Consider the following 19,572-nt stretch of genomic DNA (forward strand, 5'->3'; position numbering starts at 1 on the left):
GCGAATTCTACAGCGTTACACGCTGCTGTCAACACCTCATTTCCTGCTTCGATGAATTGAAGCTGGCACCGTCAAAACAATCTAACTCATTGATATTCAAGGAGTTTTCCGTTTCGACTGCGCCGGAAGTGGTGCGAATTATAGGCTGCAAAAATCCTGAGTCAAGGGTTAATTAAAACCTTCTATATTTAAGACAATCTCAAAGCATATTGCGCACTATATTGCACACCGCGCGCCACTTGATCATGATGCCTGACCTCTACACACTTATCGCCCAGGCATACCCCGCAATGACACAGTCCTCTCGTAGCCTCGTATCGACGCTATTACCTGTTGGCCTACTCCTTATCGCCATGGCCTCAATCCAATCAGGTGCATCGCTCGCAAAAAGCATGTTCCCCATTGTGGGCGCACAAGGCACAACAACCCTGCGCTTGATATTTGCCAGCATCATCATGCTGCTGATACTGCGCCCCTGGAGAGCCAAGCTCACCGCTAAATCGCTCAAGACCGTCATTGTTTACGGGATAGCTCTAGGCGGCATGAACCTGCTCTTCTATATGTCGCTGCGTACTGTCCCGCTGGGGATTGCTGTTGCACTCGAATTCACTGGCCCGCTGGCGGTTGCTATCTTCTCTTCGCGCAAAGCCATCGACTTTGTGTGGATCGGCTTGGCAATTACCGGGCTTTTACTGCTTATCCCTCTAGGAGAAGGCGCACAAGGCATTGACCTCGTCGGTACAGCCTATGCACTCGGAGCAGGCGTGTGCTGGGCGCTGTATATCCTCTTCGGGCAGAAAGCAGGCGCAGATAATGGCGTCCAGACAGCAGCCTTGGGCGTCATTATTGCGGCACTGTTTATTGCCCCTGTGGGCATTGTTCATGCAGGCAGCGCGCTATTGACCCCAGCCCTGATCCCAATTGCCCTTGCTGTCGCGTTATTGTCCACTGCCCTGCCCTACACGTTAGAGATGATTGCTCTTACACGCATGCCAACGCGAACGTTTGGAACCCTGATGAGCATTGAGCCTGCCTTTGGAGCGCTGTCGGGGCTGCTGTTTCTGCATGAAGTTCTGTCTGTCACACAATGGATAGCTATTCTGTGCATTATCATGGCCTCTGTTGGCGCAACCCTCACAATGCGCGGTCACTCAACACCCGTTAGTACTGACAATTAGTCACCTGATTGACACAGTTCTGGTAATTGACTCTCATTTAGAGGATGTTTATACGCCGAACGTGTCACTTGGGGCGATTCCGGATAAGGACATCCAAAGGAGCAACTGAATGATCAACCGCTCACCGCACCACGTAAATCTGACGTAAACGCTTTAAGGACAGGAATGAAACGATTTTTGGTAGTTTTGGCCGTGCTCATGATATCCGGCTGCGCTGCGACCTCCGAAACCGCCGTCAAACGTGGCAAGCGTGGCTTGCACATCAACTGCTCTGGATTATCGTCATCCTGGGATAAATGTTACGCGGAGGCCGTAAAGGCGTGCGGAGACAAGGGATACCGCGTTGTTGCCAAGTCAGGTGATGGCACTGAAGAACCTGGGGATTACCCTTTCGGATTGAACCCCGCCGGCTATACCAGTCGAAGCATGATCGTCCTTTGCAGATAACAGCCCAAGCCTCTGTCACGTAACCCACTCAGTCGAGTACGTGACAGAGCGCCCTCGCGCTTTAAGAAAGTGCTGCTGTTCGAGCCTGCAACCACGCTAAAGCATCACCCTCAAGCAATGGGCTCAACCGCTCACGAACCTGCTCGTGATAATCATTAAGCCACTTAAGCTCCTCATGCGTCAGCAGAGAAGCCTCAAGGCAACGCGTATCAATCGGGCAGAGCGTCAGGGTTTCAAACTTCAGAAACTCACCAAACTCCGAGGCGCCAGCCTCGCGATTCAACACCAGATTCTCAATTCGCACGCCCCAACGACCCGGACGGTATGTACCCGGCTCAATTGACGTAATCATGCCGGGCTGCATCGCAGTGTGCGGTGCTACACCTGCCTGGTAGGCAATCACCTGCGGCCCCTCATGCACATTCAAGAAGTAACCGACGCCATGCCCGGTACCGTGCCCGTAATCAACGTTATCAGCCCAAATCGGTGCCCGGGCGATGGCGTCAAGCAAAGGAGACAGAATCCCCTTTGGAAACTGGGCACGCGACAAAGCAATCACACCTTTAAGTACACGCGTGCAGTCATGCTTTTGCTCGCGGGCAGGAGTACCGACAGGCACCATGCGAGTGATATCGGTGGTACCCCCCAGATACTGACCACCCGAGTCGATAAGCAATAAGCCATTCCCCTCAATGACGGCGTGCTCTAGCTCGGTCGCGTGGTAATGCGGCATTGCGCCATTAGCGTTAAAAGCCGCAATGGTATTGAAGCTCAGCGATACAAAACCCGGTCGACGTGCACGCGCAGCGCTCAACTGCTCATCAATGGTCAGCTCCGTGATGCGATCATGACCCAAGGCCGCTTCGAGCCAGGCAAAGAACTCGCAAAGCGCAGCGCCATCCTGCTCCATGGCCTGGCGGATGTGAACCGCATCATCAAGGCTCTTTTGCGACTTGGCGAACGTAGTTGGATTCAGTCCCTCAACGAACGTCACCTCACGATTCACGTTGTTGAGCAAACCGCAAGTGACGCGTGCCGGATCTATCAGCAGACGGGTCGTTGCCGGCAGCGCAGCCAGAGCCGAATTGATCTCGGTGTAATCACGCAAATTGACGCCATCGCGTTGAAGGGTGTCACGCAGCTCAACCCCCACCTTTTCCAGATCAACAAACACCGTCGCCCGGTCAGGCTCAATCAATGCGAACGAGACAAAGACCGGGTTAAAAGAAACATCAGAGCCACGCAAGTTAAACAGCCAGGCAATATCATCCAGCGTGGCGATAAAGTGTGCATCGGCGTTACGCTGCTTAAGCGTTTCGCGCAGCTTCAACAACTTGTCTACTCGGCTCACAGTGGCTTGAGGTGGTAAATGTTCATACACCGGCTGTTTAGGCAGCGCGGGACGATCAGCCCACACCAGGCTCAACACATCGATATCGGTACGCAGAACTGCACCACGCTCTTTGAGCTTGGTCTCCAGAGTGCGCGCGGATGCCAAAGCCAGAACAGCACCATCAACCGATACTGTCGCCCCTTGCGGAGCTTGTTCTGCCAACCAGTCCAGAGGGCCTGGTTGACCAGGTTGCAACTTGACCAGTTCGATAGTACTACCGGCAAGCTCTTTGCCAGCTTGCTCCCAGTAACGGCTGTCTGCCCACAATCCGGCGAAGGTCGGCGTCACGATCAACGTACCGACTGAACCGTGAAAGCCCGACAGCCATTGACGCCCCTGCCAGTAGGCAGGCAAATACTCGGAGAGGTGTGGGTCGGCCGAAGGAACCAACAGCGCATAAATGCCGTTCTGTTCCATCAAGACGCGAGTCCGCGCCAAACGCTGCACCACAGATTCCTGATTCAACGACTGAATGCTCATCCTCTCTCCTGCTGGCCACGGTTGTGTTTCTTCGTCGCGGATAATGGAGCAGTCATCAAGACTGGGCAACCGCCCAAAAAGGTGCAGGGGCTGCAATAGCGGCCTTGATGGCGTTTACCGCGACATCAATGTCCTGCTCGCGGGTAAAACGCCCAAGACTCAAGCGAATGGTTCTCGCCGCCTTGTCTGCATCATGGCCCACAGCAAGCAGTACGTGAGACGGCGCCTTGCTGGCCGAATTGCACGCCGAGGTTGCCGAGTAGGCCAGCACTGCACTCAGTGCCGAACTATTAAAGTGCCCTTCACCGAACGTCAGGCTCAAGGTATGAGGGATTCGTTGGATCGGACAACCATTGCACTGCACACCCGGCACATCAGCCAATTGCTCAAGCAACCGCTGGCGAAGGCCCTGGATATGCGAAAGCTCCTGGGTAAACGATTCACGAGCAATGGCAAAAGCTGCGCCCATGCCGGCGATCTGATGGGTTGCCAAGGTGCCGGAACGCAGCCCGGACTCATGACCACCACCGTGGATCTGCGCCTGTAATCGATCCTGCGCACGTGACCCGACATACAAGGCACCAATCCCTTTGGGCCCGTAGAGCTTGTGCCCCGAGAACGACATCAAGTCCACCGCCCACTCTTGCAGGTCGATGGCGACCTTGCCTGCCCCTTGCGCCGCATCAACATGAAACAACGCACCGTGCTCACGAACCAGTCGCCCGATAGCAGGAACGTCATTCACCGTTCCCAGCTCATTATTGACCAGCATCAGCGACACCAGCAGCGTGTCCGAACGCAGCGCAGCACGGACTTTTTCAGCACTGACCAGCCCGTCGCTGTCAGGAGCCAGGTACGTCACATCGAAACCTGACGCCTCTAAAAAGTGCGCGGTATCCAGTACCGCCTTGTGCTCGATCTGGCTGGTAATAATGTGCCCGCGCGATTCGCGGCTGGCCTGGGCAACGCCCTTCAAGGCCAGGTTATTGGACTCGGTAGCGCCCGACGTCCAGATGATGTGCTCTGGCTTTGCGTTGACCAACTGCGCGACCTGCTCACGGGCGAGCTCTACCGTCTGCCGGGCAGACTGGCCGAAAGCATGTGAGCCAGACGCCGGGTTTCCAAAATTGCCTTCAAAACCCAGGCACTCGACCATCACCTGAATGACACGATCGTCCACAGGCGTGGTGGCGGCGTAATCGAAATAAAGAGGTCGTTTGTTCATTGTGCAAACCCACTGAGCGCATTCCGGAATCAGGCAGTGCTTGATAGCAGAAAAGTGAAACCGCGTGAAAAGCGCGGCATTTAGAAATAACCGATTGAACAGCTCAAACAAAGAGGCAGCGCTGAGAAAACCTGTAGGAGCCTTCCCAAACTCGGCCAAACGCTAATACATAGCCTTATAAAGCGCTAAAAGTAGGGCGTTATGCAAGTCAGATATGCCATAAGGATATATAAATATGGAATTACGTTAGTTTACGGAATATCAAAATCCCCTTATAAAGTCGCCTTCGGCTTTCCTTTTGTGGGCAGAGCCCCCCGATAAAAGGAGCTGTCCATTGCAGCTTTTAACATTACCGTCGACTCCGGCACTCGCGACCTCCATAAGGGCCACGGCCCAAGTGTTTGAAGACCCCGTGTCCAAAGCGTTACTGGCGCATCTGCAACAAATAGCTCCCAGCGACGCCAGCGTCTTGATCATTGGCGAAACAGGCACTGGCAAAGAGCTGGTAGCCCGACACATTCATCAACTCAGCCACCGCCATCAGCAGCCTTTTGTCGCCGTCAACTGCGGCGCATTTGCCGAGTCGCTGGTTGAAGCCGAATTGTTCGGTCACGAAAAAGGCGCCTTCACCGGCGCACTGGCCGCCAAAGCGGGCTGGTTCGAAGAAGCTGACGGCGGCACCTTGTTTCTGGATGAAATCGGCGACTTGCCGCTGCCCATTCAAGTGAAACTGCTGCGTGTATTGCAGGAGCAGGAAGTCGTCAGGCTCGGCTCGCGCAAAAGCACGCCGATTAATGTCCGCGTACTGGCCGCCACCAACGTCAACCTGGAGCAGGCCATCGAAGCGGGGCATTTTCGCGAAGACCTCTACTACCGCCTGAATGTCGTGAGCCTGGTGCTGCGCCCATTGCGCGAGCGACCAGGGGATATCCTGCCACTGGCCAGACACTTCCTGCACACCTATCGGCAACGTCTGCAACACGGCCCGTCGACGCTCAGCCCATGCGCCGAAGAAGCCCTCACCCAACACCCATGGCAGGGCAACATCCGCGAACTGGAAAACGTCATGCATCACAGCTTGTTGCTGTGCCGCAACCAGACCATCTCCGTGCAAGACCTGCGACTGTCACCTTCACGCGTAAGGCGTCAGGAAACAACCGGGCCGTCACACACGCATTCGCAAGACAGCACCCAAGACCTGCTGCAACGCGCGTTTCGCAGGCTGTTCGAAGAAGAACCCGGCGCGTTGCATGAAACGGTTGAAGACAGCCTGCTTCGCGCTGCCTACGAGTTTTGCCATCACAACCAGGTGCATACCGCCAAACTGCTGGGCTTGAGCCGCAATGTCACACGGACACGCCTGATCAAGCTTGGCGCGTTATCAGTGAACACCCGCCGCTCTGACTCACCGGCCTCCTCCCCCTATTTGCAGCAGTCCATCTAGTTAAACAGCAGCAGCCTTGTGACGGCTGCTGCTGAGCCGAACGTATAGCGCAGACGTATTCATCAGCCGTCACCTGAGCAACCTTTGCCCGTAATAAAAGGCCTGTCGCCGCTTCCTGCGGTTATGGGTAAGATGGCTGCTTCCTTCAGCGCATCGCGCATACGTCCCGCCGAATTAAGTCGACCTCATGCCTTTTGATCTCAGCCTCAGCGTAGATTTGACCACCCTCGCCATTTTGGCCGCCGTTGCGTTTGTCGCCGGTTTTATCGACGCGATTGCGGGCGGTGGCGGCTTGCTGACCACCCCTGCCCTGCTGACCGCCGGCCTACCGCCGCACCTGGTATTGGGGACCAACAAACTTAGCTCGACATTCGGCGCAGCCACAGCCAGCTTCACCTTTTATCGGCGCAAACTGTTCCATCCACGCGAGTGGAAGCTGGCTATTTTCGGCACCCTGACAGGCGCCCTGATCGGCGCTATCGCCGCCCATTACATGCCGGCTGAATGGCTCAACAAAATGTTGCCGGTGATCGTCTTCGGCTGCGGGCTGTACTTACTGTTTGGCGGCACGCCTAAAACCCCGATCGACAACGACGCGCCGATCAAAAAGAAATGGCAACTGCCACAAGGTATTGGCCTGGGTTTCTATGATGGCGTAGCGGGCCCGGGAACCGGTGCGTTCTGGACCGTCAGCAGTATGCTGCTCTACCCCATCGACCTGGTGAAGGCCAGCGGGGTCGCCCGCAGCATGAACTTCGTCAGCAACATCACGGCGCTGTCGATCTTCATCTTCTCCGGGCATGTGGACTGGATCATCGGTCTGACCATGGGCTTTGCGGTCATGATCGGCGCCTTCTTTGGCGCCCGCAGCGCAATCAGCGGCGGGGCCAAATTCATTCGCCCGGTGTTCATCACCGTGGTCCTGGGGCTGACGGTGCGCCTAGCCTGGCAACACTGGTTCGACATGGCCTAAACGCCGCGCCACGTACAGGTCGATGAGATAACGCGCAATCGAGCGCGACGCCGGCAATGGCGGCAAGTGGTGAATGTTGAACCACTGCGCATCTTCAATCTCGTCGGCCTGGGGCACGATGTCACCGCCCGCATACTCTGCATGAAAACCCAGCATCATCGAGTGCGGGAACGGCCAGCACTGACTGCCCACATACTGAATATTCTTGACCTGGACCTGCACTTCTTCGTGCACCTCGCGAATCAGGCAGTCTTCGGCCGACTCACCCGGCTCGGCAAAACCAGCAAGAGTGCTGTAAACACCCGGCACAAAGCGTGGCGAACGCGCCAGCAAGACTTCATCGCCACGGGTAATCAGCACAATCATGCTCGGCGAAATACGCGGATAGCTGCGCAAGTCACACGTCGCGCAATACATCGCCCGCTCCCTCGGCACCTGCGTCATGGCCTGCCCGCAACTGCCACAAAAACGGTGCTCACGGGCCCACGTGCCAATTTGCGCGGCGTAACCCAACACCTTGTACAGCGTGTGGTCGCCTTGCAGCATAAACGCGCGCAAACTCTGCCACTGGCAGCCCTGAACCTGAGCAGTGCCCTTCAATTCCAGCAGGTAGACCGGCTCGCCATCCAGATGGCCAATACCATGCTCAGCCAAAACCGGCAGGTCCTGGCGCTTGAGCCATTCACGTGGAAACAATGGGCCATTGTCGTCGAGCAAAAAACCCTCTGGGCCACGCGCCACGGCCAAGCCGCCAGCAAAATCGGTGTCCAGTACTGCCGTAGTCCAACGCGAAGTCATCACAACATCCCAGGTCAAGTTGAGGTGCGACGCGGCGACCGCGTCAATCCTGAAATTCAGGCTTTTGTTTGCTCATATGTGCGGCCATGGCCAAACGCAAGTCCGTGGATTGCAACATGGCCGCGTTCCAGGTGGCAACATATTCAAGGCCATCATCGACACGGTGATCACGCATGTAACTGATCATTTGCTTGGTCCCGCCCACCGCAATCGGCGATTTACCGGCGATGTCTTGCGCAATGGCCATGACCCCCTCCAGCAAACGCTCATGATCACTGTAGACCCGGTTGACCAGGCCAATACTGCGCGCTTCTTCAGCGTCGACCATACGCCCGGTATACGCCAGCTCCCGAAGCATGCCGTCACCGATAATGCGCGGCAAACGTTGCAAAGTGCCGACATCGGCGGCCATGCCCATGTCGATTTCTTTGATCGAAAACTGCGCATCTGCTGCGGCATAGCGCATGTCACAGGCCGCGATCAAATCAATGGCGCCCCCTAGGCAATAACCCTGGACAGCGGCCAGAACAGGCTTGCGACATTGATCAACAGCACTGAACGAGGCCTGCATTTGCAGGATTTTACGCCGTAGCAGGCGAGCGTTACGCCCGACATCCTTGCCCAGCTCATTGGCAACCGACGCCAGCAGCATCAAATCAATGCCGGCCGAAAAGTGCTTGCCGGCGCCACTGATCACCACCACGCGCACGGCATCGGTTTCATCGATCCACTGAAAAATCTCAATGATCTCAGTCCAGAATGCCGCATTCATCGCATTGACCTTTTCAGGTCGATTGATCGTCACGTGGGCGATGCTGTCGTTTAACTCAACCTTGAAAGCCTGGTACTCGGGCATAACCTGAATCCTTTTTGGGGCGTTGTCGCCGATCGATGAGCGAGCGACTATAACAAGCAGCGCGCTCCGAAAAAGACCGTGATTACGCCAAAAACCGGACAAAGTGGCGTCTTCGATCAGCCATCAAGGCTTCAGGACAAAACGCTCAAGTGCCTGCGCCACGCCATCGTCCTCGTTGCTTGCGGTGACATACATCGCCTGCTTGCGGATTGCCTCGTCTGCCTGGCCCATTGCAACCGACAGCCCGGCACGCTTGAACATCGCCGGGTCATTGCCGCCATCACCCAAAGCCATGGTGCGCTCCAGCGGCACCCCTAAACGCGCAGCCAAGGTGGCAAGCGCTTCGCCCTTGTTGGCATGCAAGGCTGTCACATCCAGATAAAACGCCTGCGAGCGACTGGCCAGCGCCTCGTCACCCAATACACCTTGGAGCTGCTGCTCAAGCTTAACCAACAACGGAGCATTACGACTGGCCGCGACAATTTTGTCGACCCGGTGCAAATAGTCACCAAACTCAGTGACCACCCGCGGAGCAAAGCCCAGCGCATTCTGCTCCTGCGCCACCATGGGGCCATCGGGGTCGCGCAACAACCATTGATCATCGGCAAACACCCAGACCTCAACGTCGTGGTCAGCCAGTACATTCAACGTCGTTTTCACTGCCTCATAGGGCACGGGATGCGTTTGCAGGTAACTACCATCAGGGTTAACCAGCACCCCGCCATTAAAGGCAGCCGTTGGCAACTCGATACCCAGCAGTTTGATCTGCTCACGCATGCCTCGCGGCGGTCGCCCAGTGGCCAGCGTGAAGTACACGCCCGCAGCCTGCAGCGCTTTTACCGCCGCCAACGTGCGCGGGCTAATGCTGTGATCGGGCCTGAGCAAGGTGCCGTCCATGTCGCACAGCACCAACTGAATCGGCTCTTGCGTCGGCGTACTCATTCGATGTCCAGCCATACGCGGCCATCGCGGGCCAACAAATCCCTGGCGGCCTGCGGCCCGTCTTCACCGGCTTTATAGAAGTGCACGTCCGCCTGCTCACGCCAGGCATCGAGAAAAGGCTGCACGCCGCGCCAGCCGTTTTCGATGTTATCGGCCCGCTGAAACAAGGTTTGATCGCCGGTCAGGCAGTCATAAATCAAGGTCTCGTAGCCAGTAGACGGCTGCACCTCAAAGAAGTCCTTGTAGGCAAAACCCAGCTCAATATTGGCCATGTTCAGACCCGGACCAGGACGCTTGGCCTGCAAGTCAAACCACATGCCTTCATTGGGCTGGATGCGGATACGCAGATAGTTGGGCTTCAAGCGTTCCACTTCGGTGTCGCGAAACTGTGCGTACGGCGCGGGTTTAAAGCAGATCGCAATTTCGGTGTCACGCGCGCTCATGCGCTTGCCGGTGCGCAGGTAAAACGGCACACCCACCCAACGCCAGTTGTCGATCATCACTTTGAGGGCGACAAAGGTCTCCGTCGAGCTGTCTGCGGCCACATTGTTTTCTTCACGATAACCGGGCACAGGCTTACCGCCCGACTCGCCCGCCGTGTATTGACCACGCACCGAGTTTTTGCGCGCATCTTCAATCGACCACGGCCGAATCGCGCCAATCACTTTGGCCTTTTCGCCGCGCACCGCATCTGCGCCAAACGCCGCCGGTGGCTCCATCGCCACCATGGCCAACAACTGGAACAGGTGGTTAGGCAACATGTCGCGCAAGGCACCGGTGTTTTCGTAAAAGCTGCCACGGGTCTCGACCCCGACCGTTTCAGCGGCCGTGATCTGCACGTGGTCGATGTAATGGTTGTTCCAGAACGACTCAAAAAGCCCGTTGGAAAAGCGGCTGACCAAAATGTTCTGGACCGTTTCCTTGCCCAGATAATGGTCAATCCGGTAGATCTGCTTCTCGCTCATGACACTCAACAGGCAAGCGTTCAAGGCTTGCGCCGTGTCGACATCCGAGCCAAAAGGTTTTTCAATCACTACCCGGCGAAAAGCCTCCGGGGTTTCTTTAAGCAGCCCGCTGGCACCCAGCCGCTGCACCACTTCGCTGAAAAAGCGCGGGGCAGTGGCCAGGTAAAACACCGCGTTGCCCGTGCCACTGGCGAAAATTTTCTGCTCCAGCGCCGCGTAGGTGCTGTCGTCAAGGAAATCGCCCTGCACATAACTGATGTTTTTCGCCAAACGGGCCCACAAGTCAGCATTCAGGCCCTGACCATCAGGATGGTTGACCTTGCTAGCGGCCTCCGTGCGAATGAAGTCCTCCAGCTTCTTGGCAAAGCCCTCATCACTGATCGCATTGTGGTCAACGCCCACAATGCGCAAGCCATCGTCCAGCAAACCGTCCCGAGTCAAGTTGTACAGCGCCGGCATTAACAAGCGCTTTACCAGATCACCATGGGCCCCAAACAGAAACAGAGTGGTAGGAGGCGCAGGTTTAACGTTGGATTTGCTGGACGGTTCGGTCATTTTTTAGGCGTCTCCACATGGCCGCCGAAACCAAAGCGCATGGCCGACAACAATTTGTCGCCATACAGGCTTTGCTGGCGCGAGCTATAACGGGCAAACAGGGCGTTGGACAGAACAGGCACCGGCGTCGACTGCTCCATGGCAGCTTCGATAGTCCAGCGGCCTTCACCGCTGTCAGCCACGGCGCCCGAGTAACCGTCCAGCGGTGCGTCAACGGCCAGTGCGTCGGCGGTCAAGTCCAGCAACCAGGACGACACCACACTGCCACGACGCCACACTTCAGCGATATCGCCCAGGTTCAGGTCAAAACGCTGGTCTTCAGGCAGGTTTTCACCGCCTTTCATCTTCATCAGGTTGAAGCCTTCGGCATACGCCTGCATCAAGCCGTACTCGATACCGTTGTGCACCATTTTGACGAAGTGCCCTGCACCCGCCGGGCCTGCGTGGATGTAACCGCGCTCGGCGCGATCGTCATCAGACACACGGTCCTTGGTCCGTGGAATATCGCCCAGGCCCGGGGCCAGCGCAGCAAACAGCGGGTCCAGGTGTTTAACCACTTGCGTGTCACCGCCGATCATCATGCAGTAACCGCGTTCCAGGCCCCAGACGCCGCCCGAAGTACCGACGTCGACATAACGAATGCCTTTTTCAGCCAGCGCTTTGGAGCGACGAATATCGTCTTTATAGAAGGTGTTACCGCCATCGATGATGATGTCATCGGCGTCGAGCAGTTGGCTCAGGGTATCGATCGTGTCTTCGGTAGGTGCGCCAGACGGCAGCATGACCCACACAGCGCGAGGCTTGGCCAGGCCAGCCACAAGCGCAGGCAGGTCAGCAACGCCGGTAGCGCCGTCCTGTTCCAGAGCACTGACGAAATCGGTATTGCGGTCAAAAACCACGGTGGTATGCCCATTGAGCATCAGACGCCGTGCGATGTTCCCGCCCATACGGCCCAATCCAATAATTCCCAACTGCATGTACTGTTGCTCCCAACGGCAAATAAATAGGTGTACAGCACCTTAGTTCAGCAATGCTTAAGGTGCTCGGCTAAGGATTAGTCCTATCGCATGGCGCATAGTTTCGCACATGCAGCGGGGCAGATTCCCGATTGAATCCACTCAGCGGACGGATGAACGGCGATCTGCGTAAAAAAACACTAAAAACCCCTCCCCAACCGTAGGAGCGAGCTTGTCTCGCGATCTTTTAAAAGATCAAAAGATCGCGAGACAAGCTCGCTCCTACGACCCCCCTCGAGGTTTCATCTCCCGCACAAAGTTTTCACATGACTTTTGTGACAATTGATCACTTTTTGGCTGTTTTATTTTCAGACAGCCCACACGCGTTGTGCTGGGTCATCCGGCGTCAACCATTCAAGCTGTATTGCGCTGGAGTGTTGTATGGGGTTGTTTAAACGCAGTAATGCATCTGCGAACGGGTTCGATTGGGCTGGTTTGGGCTGGTTGTTTCTATTCTTCTGGTACTTTTCCGGCATCACTCAACTGTTGATACAGCTCACCGGTACTTCGGGCTTTTCAGGCTTTCGCCAAGCATTTGTGATGAGCGCCCTGTGGTTGGCGCCGATGCTGATGTTCCCCGCCCGCACCCGGATCATGGCCGCGGTGATCGGCGTGGTGCTGTGGGCCTGCTCCATGGCCAGTCTTGGCTATTTCTTTATCTACCAGCAAGAGTTCTCGCAAAGCGTCATCTTCATCATGTTCGAGTCGAACACCTCTGAAGCCGGCGAGTACATGATGCAATACTTTGCCTGGTGGATGGTGCTGGCCTTCCTGGCGCATACCGCGTTCGCGGTTTTCCTCTGGACACGCCTGCGCCCGGTGTACCTGCCCCGCGCCCAAGCCTGGGCCGCAGCCCTGGCGATCGTGCTCGCAGTGGTCGGCTACCCGCTGATCAAACAGACGCTTAAACACGACACCTTCGCCTCAGCCCTCGAAAGCTTTGAAAGCCGCGTAGAACCCGCCGTGCCATGGCAAATGGTGGTCGCTTATCGTCGTTATCTGCAACAACTGGACAGCATGCAAGGCATGCTCGCCAGCGCCAGCAAAATCCCGCCGCTCACCAACCTCACAGATGAAGAAGCAGGCCAACCGACCACGCTAGTTCTGGTCATCGGTGAATCCACCAACCGCCAGCGCATGAGCCTGTACGGTTACCCTCGCGAAACCACGCCCAACCTGGACAAATTGCGCGACCAACTGGCGATCTTTGACAACGTCGTCACGCCACGCCCTTACACCATCGAAGCCCTGCAACAAGTGCTGACCTTCGCCGACGAAGAAAACCCGGACTTGTACCTCAGCACCCCGTCGCTGGTCAGCGTGATGAAACAAGCGGGTTACAAAACCTTCTGGATCACCAACCAGCAGACCATGACCAAACGCAACACCATGCTCACCACCTTCTCCGAACAGGCCGACCAGCAGGTGTACCTCAATAACAACCGCAACCAGAACGCCCGCCAATATGACGGCGATGTCCTGGAACCCTTTAACAAGATCCTGGCCGACAGCGCACCGCGCAAACTCATCGTGATTCACTTGCTCGGCACTCACATGAGTTATCAGTACCGCTACCCACCGACCTTCGACAAATTCAGCGACCGTACCGGTGCACCTGCCGGGTTGAGCGATGACCAGATCCCCACCTACAACAGCTATGACAATGCGGTGCTGTATAACGACTTCGTGGTGTCGAGCCTGATCAAGGACTTCGCCAAAACCGACCCGAACGGCTTTCTGCTGTATTTGTCCGACCACGGTGAAGACGTGTTCGACTCTGTGGGCCACGACACGTTGGGGCGCAACGAGGCCAAGCCAACCGCACCGATGTACACCATCCCCTTTTTGGCCTGGGCCTCGCCCAAATGGCGTGAAGACCACACTTGGGATTTCGCCGGCGATCTGGAGCGCCCTTACAGCAGCTCACAGTTCATCCACACCTGGGCAGACCTGGCCGGGTTAAGCGCTAAAGAGCTGGATGACAAGAAGAGCCTGGTCAGCGATGAGTTTGTCGTACGCCCGCAATTGATCGGCAACCCGTACTCTCGCCCGCAAAAAGCCCTGATTGATTTCAGCCTGATCAAGCCCAAAGCGGCGCCGGTGCAAAGCGCGGTCAATTAATAGATGCTAATCAAAGTGGGAGCGGGCTTGCTCGCGATGGTCGTTAACAATGACGCGTATTAACTGAGTAAATCAGGTGCTCTGAAGACCATCGCGAGCAAGCCCGCTCCCACAGGCGCAAAATATCGCTCAAAAGAACAGCATCGCGCTGTTACAGCGGCTTGTTCCAAAACAGCATACGCCCGTGGGCCGGGTCCAGTTGCCCTGCGCTAAACCCGAATTTGCGGTAAGAACCCTGAGCCACAGGGTTGCCCTCGAGAACTTCGAGGGTGATTTTGCAGCAGCCGCGTTCCCGCGCAATGGCCTCGACCTTGTTCAGCATTTTTTGGCTCAGGCCCAAGCCACGGTAGGTATCGACCACTGACACGTCGTGCACGTTGACCAGCGGCTTCCCGGCAAACGTCGAAAAACCTTCAAAACAGTTAACCAGCCCGGCGGCCTGGCCATCCACAAAAGCCAGCACACTGAATGCATGTGCACGCTTGGCCAACTCGCCCGGCAGTTGTTCCAGCACCTGGGCTGATAACGCTTCGCCGCCGCCCATAGGGTCCTGCGCGTAGTGGTTCAACACGTCTCGCAGTGCTTGAGCGTGAACCGGGTCCGTATAGTTTGCTTGTACGACTACCACTTGCGACATCGCGCATCTTCCCCAAGGTCTGATTTTATTTTGAGAGCCTGCGACCTTAGCGTGCCAGCAGTGACGCAAACAAGTATTCGTCTCAAGGGCGCTTTGGCGGGTCAATGCTCTGCATCAGCTCAACAATATTCGTGGCCAGCGCGTCGGCATCCTGATAAATGCGGATATGCCGAAACTGCGCGTTATCGCGATGGTATTGCGCTGCATCGACAGCCGGGCCACCGGCCATTTTCTGGCTGATCAAAAGCAAGTCGAACTCACCAGGTTTGGCGTCGCGAAGCCCTTTTAGCGCATCAATTGCGCGCAGAGGGGCGACCCGGTGGTATCCCGCCAGATTGAGCGCCCTGTCTATTTTTAACGCCTGCTCGGTATCGGAGTCAGCGATCAATATTCGTAAAGACTTATTAGGCATAGTGCTTTAACCGTCGTCACACGTCGTTGCGTTGAATGTTTAAACAAAACAGCCCGGTTCAACGATTAATAGGTGGCGTGCCCTGTTTTTCAAGGCACCGCTTGTCTGCGGATCACTGCGCTCCCTGATGCTGCATATGCTCCTCCAGTGCCTGGGCAAAGCGCTCCATCTCTGCATGCAACGCATCCACACACGGAAGGATTAACGGCGGATCGCCCAATGCGCACGCGGCCTCAAGTTGCTCGCAACAACGCATCAAGCCTTTGGCCTGGACCAGGGCAACGCCGCCTTTAATCTTGTGCGCCAGCGCAGCCAGCCCTTCAAAATCATCGCTGACAAAAAGCTGCATCAACTGCGCAAGATCCTCATCGGTGCTGACGGCCATATCCGTCAGCAACTGATGCACCAGCGCGTCATCGCACTGAGCCAGTTGCTGGAGGTAGGCCAAGTCAATTTCATCGCTGCCCTCGGCAAGAGGTTCGGCGTAAGACACGCTTTCAGGGCCAGGAGTTCCGGAGGCCAGGCACAGACTCAAGTCCTGCAGGCTGATCGGCTTGAACAGACACTGATCCATACCGGCTTGCCGGCAGCGCTCAATTTCTTCGGGCTGGGCATTGGCTGTCAGCCCCAAAACAAGGCATGGCTCAAGCGCCCGCCCGGCCTCATCGCTGCGTATGGCGCGGGCCAAATCGTAGCCATTCATGACCGGCATGTTGCAATCGGTAATAACCACGTCAAACCTGCCCGCGCGCCACGCCGCCAGGCCTTGGGCACCGTTCTCGGCATCAATAACGCGGTGCCCCAGGTAACTCAATTGTTGAGCCAGCAGCACCCGGTTGGCCGGGTAGTCGTCCACCACCAGAATGCTCATCGAGCCCGGCGAGGCCAACCCTTCAACTTCGTCATCGGCCTGTCCGGCATCGGGTTCAAGGCGCGGCACGTTGAGGCTGATATCAACGTGAGTGCCTTTGCCCGGCTCACTGCTCATCTGAATCGTCCCGCCCATCATTTCGCAGAGCGTGCGGCAAATCACCAGCCCCAGCCCTGAGCCACTGCGCGCCGATTGATGATTGTTGCTGGCCTGAACAAAAGGGCTAAACAGTCGACGCAGATCCTCCTCGCCAATGCCTGCTCCAGTGTCATCAACCCTCATACCAATCGATACCTGCGACCCGTCAGGGTGAGGCTGCACGTTTAACGTCAGACGGACTTCCCCTTGCTCGGTAAACTTGATGGCATTGCTCAGCACATTGGAAACAATCTGTTTAAAGCGCATCGGGTCGATCAACACGTCGATATCCGCCGCCGATATAGCGGGTTCATACACCAGGCTCAGATGTTTCTGCCGGGCCAAACCATCAAACATACGCACGACCGACATCACCAACGCCTGCACATTGGCGCGCTTGGGGCTCAATGACAGATGCCCGGACTCAATGCGGGCGATGTCCAGAATATCGCCGATCAACTCCAGCAATTCGCGAGCAGCCCCCGACGCCACTTCAATGGCCAGTCGATCCATCACGCCCTGATCGGCTTTTTTCATCGCCAGCTCAAGCATGCCGATCACCGCATTCATGGGCGTGCGGATTTCATGGCTCATGGTGGCTAAAAACGTGGTTTTGGCGCGATTCGCCTCATCGGCCTGTTGTTTGGCAATTTGCACTTGCTCCAGCAACTGCTGGCGCCTGGCGACACTGCGACGCAAATAGGCAATCCAGCCAAACGCGAGCAACAGCAGCACTGCCGCAATGGCAAAGCCCTGGAGAATCGCAGCCCGATTACGCAACCAATAACTTTCGCTCTCCGGCGAGTCGTCGCGCCAGCGATTGGTCAGCACGCTCATGTCTTCAGGAGAAATACTCAGCAACGCCTTGTCCAGAATTCCATGCAGTTGTGGAGCATCACGCGCGGTGGCAAAACCGATCTGTGCGGGCTGAGTGCCCACCGTACTGGTGATGTGCAACTGCCCGTTAAAACGCCGCGAAATCATGTAGCGCGCACTGATCAACGCGTTGATGGCGCCATCCGCCTTGCCTGCGACCACCATCGCCATGGCATCGACAGCGTTGTCTGCCTCCAGCAGTTGGATGCGGGGGTAGTGCCGCAATACAAACTCGCGCAACACATTGCCTCGCACCAGTACCAGGCGTTGCCCCGCCATCTCATCCAGCGTGTCAGGGCTCTCAAGTCGGGTAGAGGTCACCAGCACAAACGGCGTGGTCAGATAAGGCCGGGTAAACAGCAACTGCGCTTCGCGATAGACGCTAGGGGTGAAGGCGCCGATAACATCGGCTTTGCCGCTGCTGACCAGACTGATCAGGTCCTGCACCGAGTGGCCTTTAACCACCTCGAACTCAAGGCCGGTGCGCGCGCTGATATTAAACAGCACATCGGCACTGACGCCTTTAAACACACCCTGCTCGTCAATAAACGACAGCGGCAAGTATTGATCATTGATCGCCACCCGCAGACGCGGATGCGCATCCAGCCAACGCTGTTCACTGGCGGTGAGGTTCAGCCGCGAATGACTACTCACTTGCGGCCCTTCCGAACTCCAGCGACGCAGAATCGTCATCCGCTCACTGGCCGGAATCGCCGCCAGCCCCGCATTGACTATGCGCAGCAACCGGGCGTTATCGCGCGCCAGCGCAAACGCAAAAGGGCTGACATCGATGCGCGAGAAGTCGGCCAATTGCACATTGTTGAGGTAGTTTTTATTGATCAGGTAGTTGGCGCTGATGAAGTCCCCCAGGTAAGCATCAGCCTGACCAAACGCCACAGCGCCAATAGCACTCAGTGTTGAGGGATAAAGCTGCAACTCGGCCTTGGGGTAAAACGCCCGGACTTCTTGCGGCGGCAAATAGTGATCTAGCATGGCCAAGCGCTTGCCTGCCAGATCAGTCGGCATCACCGGTTGGTTAGCGCTGCGCGTTACCAGTGTGGGCGAGTCGTCGGCATAGGCCTGGCTCAGCACCAGTGCGCGATCTTGCGCTTCAAAGCCGTTGGCACTGCTCAGCAAGTCCAGCTCGCCGCGCTTGAGCGCGTTTATCGCCAGCGACCTTGAGGCATACCGTTTAACGTCAACATTAACGTGCAACAACTCGGAGAGTAGCTGCATGTAATCCGCCGTCAGCCCTTCAAAGTCCTGGTCATTACCGGTCATGTCAAAGGGTGCGTAATCCGGTGCCGAAATCCCCAGCCGCAAGGTGTCGTGCTGTTTAAGCCATTGCCAGTCGGGCGCCTCAAGCACCACGCTGTAGGCTTCAACATTTGAGCGGCCCAACAACTGCAACGACTGCACCGTCGGCTGCGCCAGTGCGTAAGGCCATCCCAGAACCAGCGACACGATCAACAGCCCGTGCCGCACAAAAAGCTTCATTTAAATCAAGCCATTACGTTTGGCAAACTCTGCCAGATAAACAACTGACTTCATGTTTAACTTTTCAATTAACCGTGCCTTATAGGTACTGATTGTCTTGCTGCTCAGGGTCATATCCAGTGCAATTTGTTTATTACTGATACCTCGAGCAAGTTGCTGCAAAATAGTTAACTCGCGGGCCGATAAACTTTCAATCAATTCGATATCCGTCAATGTTGCATCACTGTTTCGAACCGAACTGATCGCCAAGTTAGGGAAAAACGTATAACCGTCCATGATCGTCCTGACCGCACGTTGCAACTCGCTGAGCTCCTGGTTTTTTGTCACGAACCCTGCTGCACCGGCCTTCATGCATCGCTGCGAATAAAACAGCGCCGCTTGGGAGGTCAGCACCAGAATCCGGCAGCTCAGCCCTGAGGCCTTGATCCGGCTGATCACCTCCAGACCGTCCAGACCCGGCATGGTGATGTCCAGGACCACCAGATCGACCGCATGCTGGCGCGCCAACTGCACCGTATCAATTCCGTTAGTCGCTTCGGCCACGACGGTGTAACCCTGATTCTCCAACAGCAGTCGCACAGCCGTGCGAATCAAGGAGTGATCATCGGCAATCAAGACTTTATACATTTGAACCCCTGCCAAAAACTGCCAATAACAGGACGTGGGCGGCTTTATCTATTTTTTTGAATAGATAATTCCGTAACTTCCTCATGATTAACATGCTTATGAATACAAGGGAAAGTATAGG

The 19,572-nt window shown here is 56.3% G+C and carries 16 protein-coding genes; 5 read left to right on the forward strand and 11 right to left on the reverse strand.

What is annotated here, in order from left to right; translation table 11 throughout:
- The first annotated feature begins 290 nt into the window (after positions 1 to 290).
- Together rhtA and GHO41_RS20400 are read left to right on the forward strand one after the other, a co-directional pair.
- Positions 291 to 1,178 (forward strand): threonine/homoserine exporter RhtA, encoded by an 888-nt coding sequence (gene rhtA / locus GHO41_RS20395; protein ID WP_153330701.1) that lies wholly within the window; start codon positions 291 to 293, stop codon positions 1,176 to 1,178.
- Between the two features lie 165 nt (positions 1,179 to 1,343).
- The gene (locus GHO41_RS20400; RefSeq protein ID WP_048373188.1) at positions 1,344 to 1,625 is read left to right on the forward strand and encodes a hypothetical protein; all 282 of its coding nucleotides are present in this window, start codon (positions 1,344 to 1,346) and stop codon (positions 1,623 to 1,625) included.
- A gap of 61 nt (positions 1,626 to 1,686) precedes the next feature.
- Here the strand turns inward: GHO41_RS20400 and GHO41_RS20405 are convergent, their stop codons facing one another.
- Positions 1,687 to 3,498, reverse strand: coding sequence for an aminopeptidase P family protein (locus tag GHO41_RS20405; protein WP_153434493.1), 1,812 nt, complete (start codon positions 3,496 to 3,498; stop codon positions 1,687 to 1,689).
- 55 nt (positions 3,499 to 3,553) lie between these two features.
- A complete protein-coding gene (locus tag GHO41_RS20410) occupies positions 3,554 to 4,723 on the reverse strand; it encodes a cysteine desulfurase family protein (RefSeq protein WP_153434494.1) in 1,170 nt (389 codons plus the stop codon).
- Positions 4,724 to 5,057: 334 nt separating this feature from the next.
- On the opposite strand from GHO41_RS20410, the gene GHO41_RS20415 reads away from it, so the two are divergent.
- Both GHO41_RS20415 and GHO41_RS20420 read left to right on the forward strand, forming a co-directional pair.
- Positions 5,058 to 6,167, forward strand: coding sequence for a sigma-54-dependent Fis family transcriptional regulator (locus GHO41_RS20415; RefSeq protein ID WP_153330704.1), 1,110 nt, complete (start codon positions 5,058 to 5,060; stop codon positions 6,165 to 6,167).
- A gap of 187 nt (positions 6,168 to 6,354) precedes the next feature.
- A complete protein-coding gene (locus tag GHO41_RS20420; RefSeq protein ID WP_048373180.1) occupies positions 6,355 to 7,140 on the forward strand; it encodes a TSUP family transporter in 786 nt (261 codons plus the stop codon).
- Here GHO41_RS20420 and nudC read toward each other — a convergent pair.
- The 5 genes from nudC to gnd form a co-directional block, all read right to left on the reverse strand.
- Entirely contained in the window at positions 7,108 to 7,938 is an 831-nt protein-coding gene (nudC, locus tag GHO41_RS20425; protein WP_153434495.1) for an NAD(+) diphosphatase, read from the reverse strand. The genes GHO41_RS20420 and nudC overlap by 33 nt on opposite strands.
- 43 nt (positions 7,939 to 7,981) lie before the next feature.
- Positions 7,982 to 8,794, reverse strand: a complete 813-nt coding sequence (locus GHO41_RS20430) for a crotonase/enoyl-CoA hydratase family protein (RefSeq protein ID WP_153434496.1) — start codon at positions 8,792 to 8,794, stop codon at positions 7,982 to 7,984.
- A 123-nt stretch (positions 8,795 to 8,917) separates the two neighbouring features.
- Positions 8,918 to 9,736, reverse strand: coding sequence for a Cof-type HAD-IIB family hydrolase (locus GHO41_RS20435; protein ID WP_153434497.1), 819 nt, complete (start codon positions 9,734 to 9,736; stop codon positions 8,918 to 8,920).
- The gene (zwf, locus tag GHO41_RS20440) at positions 9,733 to 11,256 is read right to left on the reverse strand and encodes a glucose-6-phosphate dehydrogenase (RefSeq protein ID WP_048391404.1); all 1,524 of its coding nucleotides are present in this window, start codon (positions 11,254 to 11,256) and stop codon (positions 9,733 to 9,735) included. Before zwf ends, GHO41_RS20435 begins: the two co-directional genes overlap by 4 nt.
- Positions 11,253 to 12,233 carry a phosphogluconate dehydrogenase (NAD(+)-dependent, decarboxylating) gene (gene gnd, locus GHO41_RS20445; RefSeq protein WP_048373167.1) on the reverse strand — a complete coding sequence of 327 codons (981 nt, stop codon included), beginning with the start codon at positions 12,231 to 12,233 and terminating at the stop codon, positions 11,253 to 11,255. The genes zwf and gnd overlap by 4 nt, the downstream gene beginning before the upstream one ends.
- A 420-nt stretch (positions 12,234 to 12,653) precedes the next feature.
- On the opposite strand from gnd, the gene GHO41_RS20450 reads away from it, so the two are divergent.
- A complete protein-coding gene (locus GHO41_RS20450) occupies positions 12,654 to 14,393 on the forward strand; it encodes a phosphoethanolamine transferase CptA (protein WP_153434498.1) in 1,740 nt (579 codons plus the stop codon).
- A gap of 151 nt (positions 14,394 to 14,544) precedes the next feature.
- Here GHO41_RS20450 and GHO41_RS20455 read toward each other — a convergent pair whose 3' ends face one another.
- The 4 genes from GHO41_RS20455 to GHO41_RS20470 all read right to left on the reverse strand — a co-directional run bounded on the left by GHO41_RS20455 (position 14,545) and on the right by GHO41_RS20470 (position 19,451).
- Positions 14,545 to 15,030: a GNAT family N-acetyltransferase gene (locus GHO41_RS20455; RefSeq protein ID WP_153434499.1), complete on the reverse strand. Its 486-nt coding sequence runs from the start codon at positions 15,028 to 15,030 to the stop codon at positions 14,545 to 14,547.
- Between the two features lie 82 nt (positions 15,031 to 15,112).
- Positions 15,113 to 15,418 carry a hypothetical protein gene (locus tag GHO41_RS20460; protein WP_256678813.1) on the reverse strand — a complete coding sequence of 102 codons (306 nt, stop codon included), beginning with the start codon at positions 15,416 to 15,418 and terminating at the stop codon, positions 15,113 to 15,115.
- Between the two features lie 136 nt (positions 15,419 to 15,554).
- Positions 15,555 to 18,824 carry a transporter substrate-binding domain-containing protein gene (locus GHO41_RS20465; protein WP_153434501.1) on the reverse strand — a complete coding sequence of 1,090 codons (3,270 nt, stop codon included), beginning with the start codon at positions 18,822 to 18,824 and terminating at the stop codon, positions 15,555 to 15,557.
- A complete protein-coding gene (locus GHO41_RS20470; RefSeq protein ID WP_048373160.1) occupies positions 18,825 to 19,451 on the reverse strand; it encodes a response regulator transcription factor in 627 nt (208 codons plus the stop codon).
- Between the last annotated feature and the right edge of the window lie 121 nt (positions 19,452 to 19,572).

It is taken from the genome of Pseudomonas sp. FSL R10-0399, assembly GCF_009600165.1.
Lineage (GTDB): Bacteria > Pseudomonadota > Gammaproteobacteria > Pseudomonadales > Pseudomonadaceae > Aquipseudomonas > Aquipseudomonas helleri.